This is a genomic window from Nocardia sp. NPDC051900 (genome assembly GCF_044452545.1).
In the GTDB taxonomy this organism is placed as follows: domain Bacteria; phylum Actinomycetota; class Actinomycetes; order Mycobacteriales; family Mycobacteriaceae; genus Nocardia; species Nocardia sichangensis.
In genome coordinates this window covers 205,787-221,216 of record NZ_JBITBU010000002.1, presented here as the reverse complement: position 1 = coordinate 221,216, position 15,430 = coordinate 205,787, and the positions used below count along the sequence as shown (strand labels likewise).

At 67.0% G+C, this 15,430-nt stretch carries 1 protein-coding gene (only partly in view); it reads right to left on the bottom strand.

Annotation, left to right across the window (positions count from 1 at the left end; genetic code table 11):
* A protein-coding gene (locus ACIA5H_RS03675; protein ID WP_397073701.1) for a LuxR C-terminal-related transcriptional regulator crosses the window boundary here: on the bottom strand, positions 1–15,430 show its 5' end (the start). The gene continues 29,114 nt to the left of window position 1, outside the view; the window shows 15,430 of its 44,544 coding nt (coding positions 1–15,430); it begins with the start codon at positions 15,428–15,430; its stop codon lies beyond the left edge, outside the window.

Here is a 15,430-nt window from a genome sequence, read left to right as displayed (position 1 = left end):
TTGCAATCAGCTCCCAGAAGAGCCGCTCTTCCTCGGGATCGCGGTCCTCGACGTCCGTGCGCGAGTAGTGGGTCAGCAGTGCTGATACGAGCGTGTCATTGGGTATTTCGAGTGCATCCCGAATTCTCCGGAGATCTTCGACGCCAGGCTTGCGGTTATATTCGATTAATTCAACCCAGGCGTCAGATCTTCCAATTCTCCTGGCCAGTTCGAGCGGTGGGATTCCTCGGAAGATTCGGACCATCCGAATCCAATCGTGTATGGAATCGAAGTTGGTGGGATGGGGAATCGACCCGCTGTCGAGGTCCGGGAGGTGATGCAATCCCCATGCGGTGGCGACATCACTCCACCTGCCTGCACGATGCAAGGCGTGACGGTAGATTCGCACCACGGTGAGGTCGAGTGGATCTCGCACTCCCGTCTCCAGGCTCTGGACCGCAACAGCGGAGATGCCGAATATGTTCCCGACTTCCGACCAGGACAACCTGTTCACGAGCCGGAAATGTCGCAAATACGCGCCGAGGGATTCCGAGTCGAATGGGCTAGGATAAAGAATTGTACTTCTGGCTAGATGCGAGTAGCACTCCGACATCTCGTCATATAGGACATCTTCTTCGGTCGCTGTGGCCTCGAGTAGGGCAGCTATGTCATCCTTTGCGGGGCTGTTCTCTCCGGATTCCCAGCGGGAGACCGTATTTTTGCCCTTCTTCAGCCGGTCGGCAAGCTGTGACCGCTTCAGATTGTGGGATGTTCGACGGAATTTCACATAGTCGCCGATGCGGGAATACCCCTCAGGATACGCGGGCGCGCCATCCGTGGTAAGCAGAGCCGGATAGAGCCGGGCGGCATCGAGGTACAGTGCGCGAGCGCCGGGAATCCGGCGTAGGGCTGCTCGAACATGCCGGACGTCGAGATTGCGTTCTCCTCGTTCCACCGCCTCCCAGGTGCCGGGGGCGGCGCCCACCAACTCGTCCATCCAGGCCGGTGTCGTTGCGAGGAACCGGCGCAACTCGATGTGCCAGGTCGTGGTGGCCCCATCGGGTTGCGGAACAGTTCCCACCGGCGCCGTGTCATTGCTTTCCGGGTCGATTCCGGCATATTCGAGCCAGCGCTGCAGCTGCGCCGGCTCGAGGAAATTCATCTCGGCGTAATCGGTGAGATTTTGGGTCGGTCGACCAGACCTGTCGGCACGCCGTGCTCGATACCACTCCAGGAACTCTTGTTCGCTGCTATAGAGAGCGACCCACGGAAGATCGCCATTCTTTGCGGCAATTGCGGCGAGCTGGGCGCGTGAACCACGGCCATACACGTCGCGGGCATTAGCCAGGTGGGCTTTCACGGTCTGCCCCGTGATGCCGAGGATCGCCGCGATCTCCCGAGTCGTTCGGCCGGCGGCTACCAGCGCCAGTATGTCCAGTTGGCGGGCTGTCGGTGCGGGCGGCTTCGCTCTCGGTCCCTCCGAATGCTTTTCGTCGGGGTCCTGTGCGGTCCAGTTGTGCTGCTCTGCGAAATCCCCGGCGCGGGGAAGGGCGCCTTCCTTCTCGGCGACGGCGGCAAGTCGGGCGCGGGAACCGGACCCGTACAACTTGCGGACGTTGTCGAGATGCCTTTCCACGGTCCGCTTCGATATGTCGAGGGCGGTGGCGATTTCGTGGTTCGTCAGGCCGGCGTCGACCAGTGCGAGTATCTGCTGCTGGCGGGCGGTCGGTGCGTTGGGGGGTGGTTCCGGTGTTGCGGGGTTCGTCGTGTCAGTTTCGTCGAGGTCGATCGCGACAGGGTCGATTGGGTTGCCGGGCGTGGGTGGGTGCTGGCTGTCGGTGTCTGCGGGAGGGTTCGGTGGTTGATCGGTGATGTTGCCGAGGTGGATCTCCGGCACGTCGGGTGCGTCGGTGCCGAATCGGGCAGCGGCATCGTTCCCGTACTGGTTGCGCTGGGAGTTCGCCGGGCTGCCGACATTCAGATCAATCCCTCTGCGTCGCGCCACCTCCAACATTTCCGCCCATTGATTGGTGCCCAGTTTCGCCGCGATCGAACGCATGGCGGTCTCGATCTCGCGGCGCGACAGTGACAGCAACGTTGTGATCTCGCGATGGGGATGGCCCTTCGCCACGAGGGTGAGTACGGCGATTTCGCGATCGGACAGTTCGAGGTATTCTGCGTCGGAATATGATTGGTTGACGTCCGTCGAAGGTGCATGGGGTGTCGTATCGGTACGCGATGGTCCGGTGACGGCGGCTGCCGGGGCATCCGGGAGCGTCGAGTCGTCGGCTCCGTGCGGCGCGTCCGCGACTCGCAGCAGAACGTTCTTCTCCAGGCGCGACAGCGATTGGATGCCTCCGCCGTGGCGGATGCTGTCCGCTGCCTCCAGAAACTTCGAACGTCGGTTGTGTTCGGCCTGGTCGAGGTTCCGCCGCAGCTCGGTGACGCTCAGGCCGGCAATCCGACGGTACCGAGGATCCGATTCGGCGATGCCATCGGTGCGCATTACTGCAAGGATCTCGGCGCGGAGTGGGTGGAACCACCTGCGTTCCACTAGTTTTCGCGCGGCCTCCAGCAATCGGTCGGCGATATCGCCGTCCCGGTTCATCTCCGAGAATCGGAATACGTCGTCATTGATCTCCAAAGCCAACTGCACGGCGCGCGCCTGCCGTGGGCTTCGTGTACCGCCTGCCACCGTCGGTACTCCGAGCAGAGACAGCACATACCGGAAGGTGTCGAGCCCGTGCTGAGCTCGCAGATCTGCCGAGGTTGCGGGCGGGGCAGTGTCGGGTATGGGGGGTGTCGGCTGCAGCTCCGCGTTCGACACCGACGGCGACGAGGCTGACTCGGTAGGACCGGCTGCGGGAGCTTCTCCGACCTTGTCGGTGCCGGGCAAAATACCGGCATGGATGGCGACGGCTACCGTCTGCGGCCGGTTGCGGGTGCCGAGTTTCTCGCGGATACGGGCGAGAGCCTTGTCCACAGCGCTCGAGGACATGTCGAGGTCCTTCGCGATATCGGCGTTCGTATCGCCGTGTGCGATGCGGGTGAGCAAGTCGATTTCGGCGATGGTCAACTCGGGCGCATCCACAGCCCTGTCCGTGCGAGGAAAGAGCCCGGTGCGGATGGCGACGGCTATCATCGCCGCCCGGTTGTGCACGCGGAGTTTTCGGCAGACACGCATCAGGCAGTCGTCCACGGTGAGCGAGGACAGGCCCAGCGCCTGCGCGATGTCTTTGCTGGTCTCACCGTTCGCGATCCGAATGACCACGTTGGTTTCGTAATCGGCCAGCCATATTCGGCCGGTGCCCGGGACGGCGTCGGTAGGGTCGGCGAGCGGGAGATCGCCGATACTTACGGCGGCGGCCACGATTCCAGGACGGTTGCGTGCGCCCAGTTTCCGGCCGGCTCGACCCACCAACTGGTCCACGCTTCTCGGAGAGATCTCGAGGTCCTGAGCGATGTCGTCGCTGGTGTCTCCGTTCGCGATCCGCCCGAGTACGTGGATTTCGTGACTGGTCAGTCGGAGATCTTCGCGACCGGGTGTCTCTCCGTCGGCGCGGGGACTGCCAGGGAGGATGCCTGTGCTCAGTGCGATGTACACCGCTTCCGCCCGGGTACGGGCACCGAGTTTCTGGCGAACCTGGGTCGCGTAGATGCTCACGGTCCCCGGGGACAACCGCAACTCCTCTGCGATCTCAGGGCTCGTCATATCCGCGGCCATCAACTCGAGCACCGTGAACTGACGGTTGGTGAACCCACTATCCGTCTGCTGTGACGAGTCGGTCGCGTGCGTTTCGGCGTCTGTTATCACCTGCTCGCCGGCGTCGACCAATCTGTTGAGCGCACCTCTTTGCACCAAGCTGATCGCTGCACCACGCCGCATCGCGTCCACCGCCTCGGTGACGTGTTTGCGCTGCGTGGCATTCAGCCCGAACCAGCCGTCTACCAGGCCTTCCACGATGCTGTGCAGCCATTCGCTTGGGTTCGTGCCCGCATCGGCACGCCATCGGTGCGCCTCCGCGATCCGAAATGCCATGCGGTTGATCTCCTGTGCCACCCGCAGGAGCGGCCGCAAGTCGCGGCCGACCGGCGATGCCGGAAGCCCGAGCCGGGCAAGCACTTCCCGGAGTGCGGCCCGGCCGTATCGCTCGCGCAGCTCGTCGAACGCCGTCGCATCCCCCTGCCGGGCGCGCTGCAGAACGGTGTCCGGCTCGTCGGACTCGCCGAGGTCGATCGCGACAGGATCGATGCGGGTGCCGGAGGTCGTCTCACGGTCGCTGGGCGACAGTGTGTTCGCGTCGACCGTTCCCATCGGCCCGTCCGGGTGATACCAGAACCCGACCTCGTCGGCCGCCTCCCGTACCAACCGCATGTTCTCGCTCGTGCCCGAGCCTTTCACCACATCACGGACCGTGGCCTTGGCCGCGCCCGCTGCTTCGGCCAACGTCTCGCGAGGCGGCTGCGGCTTGATCCGCGCGGGGACGAACTCGTCGCCGATCCAGCGCGCCGGACGAACGCGACGCGTCACGAAGTTCGGATCGGTGAGGGCCGCGATGTCCGCGCGGTCCGGCGGTACACCCAACCGGTGAGCCGCAGCCAGGACGCGTTGCGTAGTCTCGCCGTGCCACGGCTGCTTGACGCCGAATCGTCCGTTGAACACGCTGCTGACATACGACTCGCCCACACCCGCGAGCCTGGCGATATCGGCTCGGGTCGGTTTCTGCTCGGTTCGGCTCGGGCGCAGGGTGAGGTAGCGCTCCGCCAGACGGCGCGTCTGTGGCGCGACGGTCTCGTCTGCGGCCAGCTCTTCGGCGTGCGTGCGGGTCAGTCCGTCGTAGGCGACGCCCACCTGCTGCGCCAGCTGGCTGCGCAGCGTGTGGACCTGGACCGTGTCCAGCGGGACTGCCGCCAGCGGTTCGACAGTGGCACACAGGAAGGTCTCACTCGCGGCGACAAGGTGTTCCAGCTCCGGCGAGTCCGTCAGGCTCGTGATCCAGTACAGCTCGGCCAGCACCTCGCCCGTGGTCATCGGCCGGGGCGGGCTCAGGTCTTGCAACCCCAGCAGTGCCCGCAAGTCATTGTCGAGGGCCCGGCGCCGGTTGTCGAAACCGTTCTGGTCCAAGGGATCAGCCTCAGGGGCGGCCGCATCCAGGAGACCGGATTCTTCGCCGTCGCGCCGCTCCAGCTCGGCCAGCGCGCCCTCGTGAGTGGCCGCTTCCTGGTCCGCATGCAGTTCGAGCTGGGAGCGGATCCATCGACTCAGCGCCTGACCGTCGATGCCGGTCACGGCGGTGGGCATGGCCTGTGACTGTTCCGCGACGAGGCTGAGGGCCAGGCGTACGGCTCCCTGCGTCACCGCACCGGGCGGCAGCCCGAGGTGCTCGGCCAGCGCGGTCCGGGCCGGGTCCGAGGCCGCTTCGGCGGGCTGGGCCGATTGTGCCGCGCCGGATCCGTCGATGTGTGCGGGGATGGGCGAGGCCTCGTGGGGGTCGGGTGTCGACTCGTCTCGGTTGTTGTCGGCATCGGTCGCCGTCGCCCGCCGCAGTTCGTGCGTGACGCGCGCCTGCAATGCGGGGTCCGGGGCGTCCGCGGGATCGTCGACGGCGATACCGCTGTGCAGTGCCCAGGCGACCAGCCCGGCGGTGTCACCGATACCGAGTTTGGCGCGTAGGCCGCGCCGGATGTACTTCACCAACGGCTCCGAGAGGCCGAGCTCCGCCGAGATAGCCGGGTTCGTGAACCGCCGGGCCACCAGGCGCAGGACACTGGTCTCCTGCGATGTCAGACTGACGTCGGCCGTTGGTTCGGGTATCGGTTCCGGGTGGTCGACCGACCATGCCCGCTGCGCCGCCATCAGCAGCACGGCCCGATCCGGGGTTCCGAGCTTCACCGCGATGCTGTCGAGTTCGTCGATCACGGTGGCGTGCGATCCGCCCAACGTGCGAGCGATCGCGTTGAGTGACAAGCCTTGTGCGGCGAGCCGCAGCACCTCGGGTTCACGCCCGGTCAGTTCGGCCGGGTGGGTGGCGATCCGCGATCGGAAGGCGCGCACCGTGGCCCAGGACACCGCTGCCGGATCACGGCTCGTGCCCGGCAGCGACTCGGCCAGCGCCTCGAGCCTCTCGCGCTGCGGCGACGGTTCTCGTCGCTGCGCAGACACCCGGATCCTGCCGCGCGTACCGATTTTGTCGGCCAGTTGCACCAGCAAGGGAGACAACCGGCTCCGCTGCATGCCGAGTGCGGTTGCGAGGGCATCGGGTGGCGCTCCTTTGGTGACCAGGTGGAGCAGAAGCGCCTCGACTTCGCTCAGTTCGACGGTCCCCGCCGCTGCGTCGGGCGACTGGAGGCTACGCGCCCGGGCTGCGAGTTGCTCGTGATCCGAGGTGCCCAGCTTGGCCTGGATTTGGCCCCGATAGCCCCGTGCCGTAGCTGCCGTGACTCCCAGCTGGTCACCGATCGCCTGATCCGTGAGACCGGCCGCGACCAGGTCGAGAACCTCGCGTTCGCGGGGAGACAGGTCGACGTGCTTCCGCGTTGCCGCAGAATGGGGATCGCCAGGCTGGAACGCCCCCTGCCGCTGTGCCGCCAGCAGACCGGGCAGCCTGCCCTCGACACCCAACCGGCCGGGGAGCGCGGCCATGAACGTCCGCACTCGATACCGCGTCGTCGTCAGCTCGGTAGCGATTTCGCGATTGTCCAGGCCGTTCGCCGCCAGCTGGAGGATGGCGACCTCGTCCGGAGAGAATTCGACGTCGATGTGCGGGCCGGATGGTTCGTCCAGCCATCCCTCCCGATCTGCCGCGAGGACCGCGGGAATCACACTCGGGCAGCGGAGTTTGGCACACGCATGCCGGGCATAACTTTGGACGGTTTTGTGCGAGATCCCCATCAGCGGACCGATTTCGGGGTACGACAGGCCGCGCGCACTCAGGCGCAACACCTCGAGCTCCCGGTGGGTCAGCCCGCCTCTGTCGGGGATCGGAGCGTCGGATTCGGTCCGATCTGGTTCCGCAACCACCTGTGCGGGAGATTCTCCGGATGCCCGGACGCGAGCGACTGCCGAGGCGAATTTGCGAATCGGAGCCCACAGCAGAGGGTCCATGTCCTCGCCGGGCGCCGGTAGCACCGCCGCGGCCGTCCGGTCCGACTGGCCCGGCCAGAACTGGCGGAGTACCCGCTGCTGGTTCGGGTCGAGCCCGGCCTCGCGGAGAGCGCGCCGCAGATCCTCGGTGTCGGCGTCGGCCAGGGCGCGGGCTACCGCATCGCTCCGTTCGATCGACGGGCCGGCGCCGTAGATCGCCAAGATCTGCCGCCGGAAACTGTCGAAAGCGGCACGCCTCGACGCCTGGACCGAGCGAGGCATGTCCGGGACGGGTTGCGTCGGGTCCGGCTGCGCATCGTCGGGGTCGCTGAGGTGGATCGGGGCCGGGACAGCTGCCCGCGAGTGGGACTGACTGTGCTGCTGCCAGAACTCGGGCGGGAGTGCCGACCCGCCGTCAGGTCGTCCGTGCTCCGACTGCAATGAATCATTTTGGGGCGCTGACGTTTCGGGCGTCTGCGCGGTGTGATCCGGGGTCGATGCGACCGCGGCGCGGTGCTCCGCCTGAAGCCGGGCCAACTCGTCGAGCACGAAACCGGTGTCGGGGTTCAAGTACGCGATTTGCTGTTCCGCGTACTCGGCGCGAGCGGTGGGGGACATGGCGCGCCAGCTCGCGGCCAGGGATGCGGACCGGCCGTTGGAGGCGATGCTCGCGCCGAACTCGGACGCAGCCGGGACCGGACCTCGATAGTCCGCCTGCACCAGGGCATTGCGCTGTTCGGCTTCCCGCAACACCTGGAAATACGGAATGTCTCGGAGCAGGGCTTGCAGGACGTAGGCGGGATGTGTGCGATCGGCCGGTGCGGTCCTGCCGAACGCATTGTTCGCCTCGGCCAGTGCTTCTGCCGGATTGAATACCTCGAGGTCACCCATTTTGGGCTCGTAAGTGCCCATTTCCGTCCCCTGCGACTCTTCGCCCGCAAGTTTCCGGTTGTTTTCCTCTGCCTCCTTCAGCTTCTTCCTGCTGGTGCTGTACGAATCGAGCTGCCCCAGCCAATCGTCGAAATCGAGGTCCTGTGGCAGCATGCCGGCCTTCTTGAACTCGGCGAAATGCGTGTACAGGAATCCGAATGCTCGGGCCTCTTTGGAGTCTTCGTAGTCCTTCCCCTGGACCGCTCCGTCTCGTAGGTGGGCAATCGGCTTTTTGTCGTAGAGCCCCTTCCGTGCGGCTCGATCCTGCAGATGGCCCATCTCGTGACTGACGGCGTCGTATGCTGGATCGCCGGTCGGGGCCATCAGGCGGCCTGCCTGCACCGCCTTCCGCATGGTGTTCCGGAATCTCTCCGGGTCACCGAAGAGGTTCTCGTTCAGGACCATGAAGGTCGGGGCGTCCTTTTCGATACCTTGGGGAGTCCAGATACAGGCCCCGGTATTGCCGACCATGGGTGCGACCAGTACGACGTCGAGCTCGATCTCCTGTCCAGCCGCGAAACCGTCGACTATCGCGTTCCTGATCGACAGAGCCGTGTCCACGGAGATCCCCGGCTTGTCCAGTCCGAGCACCTCGATGTCGAACGTCTCGAACAACTGCCGGGCAATGGCCTGCTTGATTCTTCGATCGGCCTCGGCCTTCCTCGCGGAGTTCGCACGGTCGAGGTTCTCGGCCCAGGGTTGCCGTTGCCGGGCCGTCGGGTCGGTCGCCTGTACTGCGATCTCCTGCGCGACCCACCCGAACAGGGCGACCTGAGCGTCGGTGAGGTCGTCGCCGCGGGACCTGGGATCGAGCGCTTCGTTGACGAGTCGGCGTACGGCGGGATTCAGGTGATTGAGGCTGTCGAGCCAGGTGTCTCGCGCTCGGCTGAGCAGCCAGTCGCCGATATCGGTGCCCGGGGGGACTTGCCAGCCACCGGCTTCGGCGGCGCCGAGCGTGGCCCGGGCGACGGCGTGCGCCAGTAGTTGGATCCGCGTGGATGGGGTGCCGTGCTCCGCATCCACGCCGAGTACGGCACACATGGCCTGGGCGGTGGCTGGGCCGAAATGGCGGTTCAATGTCTGCGCGGCGGACTGGTCTCCCTGCTGCGCCCGTTGCAGTGTCTCGGTGCGGTCGTCGGCGGGCAGCCGGTCGAACGGGACGGTGGTGCCCGCAGCGGCCGCGAGGATGGGCTGGGCGGTCGGCACTTGCGCAACCAACTGGGCGACGGCTGCGGTGTGCGCGTCTTCGAGCCGGCGTCCTTGCTGCAACGCCGTCCCAGCGTCGGTGACGAGTTGGCGCTGCGCCGGATCGAGCTGATCGAGGCCGGCATCCAGCACATTACGTGCGGTCTCGCGTAAGTGGTCGGCGACGTCGGTCCCGATCGGGATACCTTGCGACTCGACCTGATCGAATGCCGCGTCGCGGACGGCCTGCGCCACCGGCAGCAACGGTGCGGCTGCCTGTCCGCCGGGTGCGTCCAGCAGCCGCAGGAGGTGGCGGAGGGTGCTGTCGCCGTGCTCGTCACGCAGGTTGGGTGCGACCGGTGGGTTCCCGGAAGCGAGATTGGATGCCGCCCCGGCGGCGAGACCGGCGGCGGTCGGGACGAAGGTGCCGTCGTGGGTGACGACAGGGCCGTGCGGTGTGTCCGGGGTCGCATGTGGACCGGTCGCATGCGGAGCCGCGGTCCCCGCGGATCGGGGAGGGGGTTGCTGGGGTTGCTGGGTCGCGGTGCCGTGTGCGTCCGCGGGTGGAGCGTTGGCTTGGTTGGCGCTCGCGTACTTGGAGGCGAGCTGATTCTGCTCGACGGCGTCCTTCATCGCCGGGACGGCATGCTTCCACAGGTCGGACTCGGCGTTTCGCAGCGCCGTTTCGGTCCTGTTCAGTTCGATGCGCGTCGCCTCGGTGTTGAGGGCTTCATGCTGTTCCTGGGCGGCCCGGTGGGCCTTGACGGCTTCCGTGTACTGGACGATCTGCTGCGTGACGCCGTGGTCGGTGACCCTGCCGAGAAAGTCCTCGGGGGAGACGTAATGCACCGCCGAACCCGGTGTGCCGCCGTGCTCCCGGTCGTCGCCGGATCCGCCACGGGCGCCACGACCATCGACCTGGTCGTTCACCCGTTCGGAGTACGACGGCCCGCCGCTGACCTTGACGTCGACACCGCCGAGATCGATCACCTCCTGCGACGGTGTCGGGTCGGCGCCGCGGCCTCCGTCCTTGTTGGTGATATAGATGGTGCCCTTGTCCCCGAATTCCTCGATCTTCTGCCTGACCAGGGCCTCGGCGTCGGCATTGCTACCGCCGTGCTCGGCGTAGAATTCCGCATCGACCACCTCGAATTTCAGCTCGAATTCCGCGCCGTGTTCTTCCTTCGCCGCCGTGCGGAGCAGGTCGATCAGTCCGATCCGCCCGGCATCCGGGTCGCCCCGGATTTCGCCGTTGTCCATGCACACGACCCACTGCGCACGGCCCGTTTGCTCCCCGTCGACAACATGTGCGTCCCTGACGATGTCGCGGGCCAGCTGAGTAAGTTTCGAATGCGTGTTTTCGTAGAACTTCGGCGGTTCCACGACCCGTTGCGATGTATAGAATGTCGGAAGCTCCGGCACCGGCCCCACGCCGTACAGGTCGTAGGTGATGCCCTCGACGCCCTTCATGGTCCCGGACAAACCAGACGGCTCGAACAGCAATTTGCTGCCGATCAACTGCTGATCCGACATGCGCAGCGAATGTTCCTGATTCGCCCGGACCGGCAGCCCTTCCTTGAGGTCGACGAACTGACCGACGTCCTGCCAGCGCACCTCGGTCGACTTCGTCCTGTCCCACATCGCCTTGTCGTTGGTTTCGTGAGCGAGGATGCCGATCTTCGCGCCCTCGCCTTCGTCCGCCCGGGTGATGTAGTGCGTGCCCTTCTCCAGCCCCCAGCGGGCGTTGGCGGCATCGGCGTACAGCTTCAGCTCCGAGGCGGTGACCGGTCCACCCGCCACCCTCTCCAGCTTGGCGACCGCGGCCGGGGTCGTTTCCGCGGCCCACATTCCCCGGGTGTTCTCCGGCCTCTTGAAATCCGCTGCCGTCAAGCCGTGTTCGCGCTCTGCTGTCGTCAGGCGATCCCAGATCCCCTGCAGTTCGGCGACCACCTCGGGTGGGGCCTCCTCCGCCGCCCCGGGGGAAAGTACGCATTCGGAATTGCCGTCGAAGATGGTGTCGAATTCGTCGATGGTGAGCTTGCCCGCCGGGAACGGGTCGTACCGGAGGTCCAGGCCGTGGTCGGATGCCGCGGTATCCAGCCTCTCCTTGATCAGATCGATCGACGGTTTCGTGTTGAGGAAGTCCCGCAGTGCCGTCACCTCTTGGGGCGACATGCCACTGGCCGCGAGCTCGTTCATCATCGAATCCGCGACCTTCAACGCCCGGAACAGGTAGTCCTCCTTCGTGCCCACGATGATCCGGCTACGGCCGGGCACCGGATCCGGCAACGGACCGTCCTGATCCATCCGGACCACATCGATCCCGATATCCGCCTCCGGCCGCGCCACGAACGCCTCGAACTCAGCGGCCAGCTCACCGGCGAGCAGGTCACTGCTGGTCCATGCATGTGCGGTGCCGTGATCGATGGCATCGGCCAGCTTCTTCATCGTCATCACGATGGTCTTGCCCTCGCCTGTCTTCATATCGACCGGACCGTGCTTCAGCAACAGAAACGCTGCAACCTGTGTCTCTCGCACCAGCCGATGCCGGTCGTCGCCCCGGCGAATCCACTCGGTCATCGCCGCGATGCGCTCCTCGATGGATCCACGTACCATCGCGTCGATCAACGACTCCGGTGCGGCGTTCGCCATCGGGCTCGTACCGTCGGCCGTGCTGCCCGGCTCTCGCAACGCCCCGCCGGCGCGACCGGCATCCAAGGCCGCGCGAACTCGCTCCCGCGCAACGACGTCGAACACAGCGTCGCGATCGGTGAGCACCCCAGCCTCGTAGTCGTTCATCAGTGAAACGCCCGCTTTGTCCGCGATCTCCACCAGGTCGCGGGCTCTCGCTCGCGCGGCGGCGTCATGCCCGGTCACCGCCGCGTCGTACGCATCGCGGCACTCGGCCAACTTCGTCCGAGCTTGCCGGAGCTGTTCCTGAGCCGCCCGCGCGGCTTCGACGGCCACTCGATCCTCCGCCGAGCCTCGCCCGAAGAGATCGCGCATCTTGTCGCCGAGGCCGAGGCGGGTGGCCCGCTCATGCTCCTCCGCCACCTGTACGGCCTTCTCCTGCCGCTTCAGCGAGGCATGTGCGGCCTGCTCGCGCTCGGCCGCCGCTTCGACACGCTGCCGGTGGTGTTCGCGCACGAGCTCGTTCTGCTGCCGCTCCGCCGCGATACGCTGCTCTACCTCGGCTCTCGCCCTCGCACGCCCGTCTGCGGCGGTGTCTTCATCGAGAGCGGTGCGCGGCGCATCCGAATCACTCTGTGCGCGAGCGGGTTCGGAATCGGCAGGTGGCGCGTCCACGTCGTCGGGGGTATCGGATTTCGTCTTCGCTTGCTGCTCACTCGCACCATCGTCGCCCGCACGACCGCCCGGAACATCATCTCCACCGGTGTCGGACTCACCGGGCCTCGGTTGCGATGGTCCCGCCTCGTCTGCATCGGGATGACTCTTGGCCTGTCGCCCGTTTGCGCTGTCGTCGGCCGCGCGTGCGTGCTCCGGTGCGTTCGACTCATTCGTATGCGTGGCTCGCGCGGTCTCATCGCCTGTGGTGCCGTCGGCCGTGCGACCGTGCTCCGACTCCGGTTCGGCGGCCGCGGGCGGTGTGTTCCGGCTGTCATTGTCGGGGGCGTGGGCGGTCGCCGAACCGGACGGGGCATGGCCGTCCTCGGCCTGCCCGTGCGCTCCTTGGACCGGTTCGACGGCGGGAGGGCGCTCCGCGGTAGCAACCTTCGGGGCGGACACACGTGGCGGCCGATTGCCTCCGGCAGCAGCGGGCGAACCGGCAGCGGGTGTGCCGGGCTGGGCGCCTGCGGCCGGTCGCGACGGGCCGCTCAACGGTTGCGCGGTCTGCCGCTGCTGCCCGCCCGCGTCCACGAACCTGTCCCCGCCGGGGGAACGCGGACCGGAATCACCGCGTTGTGGAGCCGGCGACTGGTCGATGGTGATCGTCATACTCGGGGACACGTCGTGGTCCGAAGACAGGCCGTCGGCCGATTCCTTGTGCGCCGCCGCCGGTACCAGCTCGGGCACGGCCGGTTCGGGGTCGGTGGCCCCGTCGGCAACCCGGGGTGCCCCGTGGCCCTCGGTCGCGGGCACGCCCGGGCTCTGTTGCGCTGGTGCGTCGTGCGGGTCTGCCGTGACGGGGCGCGGACCGGCTTCCTCGTCCGCTGCGACACCTCGTTGCCGTGCCGATGACGACGGCCCGGCCGCCGGATCGTCGCCTCGGGCATCCGTGACGGCGCGGCCTCGCCCGGCCGGCCTCTCGCCCGCCGGATCGTCGCTTCGGGCATCCGCGACGGCGCGGCCTCGCCCGGCCGGCCCCTCGCCCGCCGTGTCCCGGCCGCTCGGATGCGGTCGGGCCGTGGCGGCGGCGTTGTCCGGCACCGCGGCGTGCTCCGGCGAATGCGGTGCCGCCGGCGATTTCTCGGAGCCGACTCGGTTGCCGTGAGCCGACCCGGGCGCGACATCTGCCGGTCGAGCACTGCCTTCGCCGGTATCCGTGGGGTGTGGCCGCACCGAGTGGTCGGGCCCGGCTGCAGGGTGATCATGTTCGGTGGTCTGGCGTGCCGTGCCCGCGTTCTCGGCGGTGCTGTCATTCGAGTCGTGCGGTGCTGGAGGCAGTTCCCCGTCGACAGGAGCTTCAGCGGCGCCCACGGTTTCGGAATCAGGTCGTGCGGCGGGAGCGTTCCGTGACCCGGGCGCCTCCGCCGATGTCGGATCCGTCCCGATGCTCGGCACGCCGACCGGGTTGACGGTGGACGCGATGGCGGCCGCGGGGAAGGTGACGGTCTTGACGGGATTGACGTTGTCTATCAGGGCGCCGGGCATGCCCGCGGGTGCTTCCCAGTCCATGCTGTTGTTCGGCACGGAGAACGGCTGCTCCGGACGCGGCTTGTACTCTTTCGGCGGCGACACATCGGGCGGTTGATTGCCTCCGTCAGCTTTCGGCGTTGTCCCTGCGGGGGCCGGATCAGCGGGTGTGGCAACGGCGTCGGAGGGGGGCTTGACAGACTTGACCGGGTTGAGGTTGTCGGGCGACACATTCGGCACATTCCCGGGCTGCCAGTCGGCATTGTTCAATGGGAGTGTGGGACGGGCTGGCGCGTCCGCGGTTGGCCCAGGCTGGCGCAGCAGCGCGACAAGATTGTCGATCTGTTGTTGCTGATGGGTGTGGGAGGGGTTGTTCGGATCGAAGTCAGCGGTGACGATGCCATGCGAGCGCAGTGCGTCGACGAGCGAGCCAGGCGACGGCTCGGCCGTGGTGACCTCCGGTGCGGCAGCGGGGTCGGCAGTCGTGTCGGGAAGTGGCACCCGGCTGCGCATCCCCTGTGCCGCAAAGGCAGCCGCGCCGATGAATCCGCTACCCATACCGGGGATCAGGCCCTCGGTGAAGGCCTTGCGGCTGAACGGCTGGTCGGACAGCACAAGCGAGACGGCGGTGCCGCCGAGAGCGCCGACGGCTCCGGCTCCGGCGCCGACCATGGTGGTGCCGGCGAGTTGCAGGGCCACCCGCCCTGCGGTGCTGTTGGCGTTTGCGCCGATGGTGGCGACCTTCGGCCCCGCCCAGAGTCCGAACAGCATGCCGAGGGCGCCACCGACACCGCCGGCGGCCGTTGCCACGCCGACGGATTTCCAATCCATCTGTTCGCGGTCGCCCTTGGCAACCTGGATCGCCTGGGCGCCGGCTTGGGTGCCGCCGCCGAGCGCTACTCCCATCACGACTCCGTTGCGCAGCAGCACCATCGAGCCGCGTTCCGCCGCCAGTTCCGCACCGCGTCCGGAAAGGAACGCCACGAACCTCATCCACGCGCGCTGCGCCGCGGTCCGGGTCGCCATCTGTGCAATGGCGGCCTGGATCGGACCACCGGCCGCGAACATCAGGGCGCACCGGGCCAGCTGGATGGCCAGGATCACGGCCATGCTGATGATGACCATCTTCTGCAGCTCGGTGGCGTTGGCGCTCTCGTAGAGCTGTCTGGCGAGGCTGTCGCAATTGGTGGCCTGCTGTCGGAAGCGCTCGGCCGTGCGCCGGTGCTTGTCGGCGATCGCGGTGACGGTCTCGCCGTGTGAGCCCTCGGGCGGCTTTGCCTTGGCTTCGTGATATTCAGCCTGCTCACGACACCATTCGGCCTTATCCGACCAAGCGTCGGCGGCGCGTCGTTCCGCGTCCTCGTCGCCCAGAGGGAAGTGCCCGGCGACACACATCACTACGACCGGGGGGAGCCAGGTCGGCAACCGCAGCGTCAT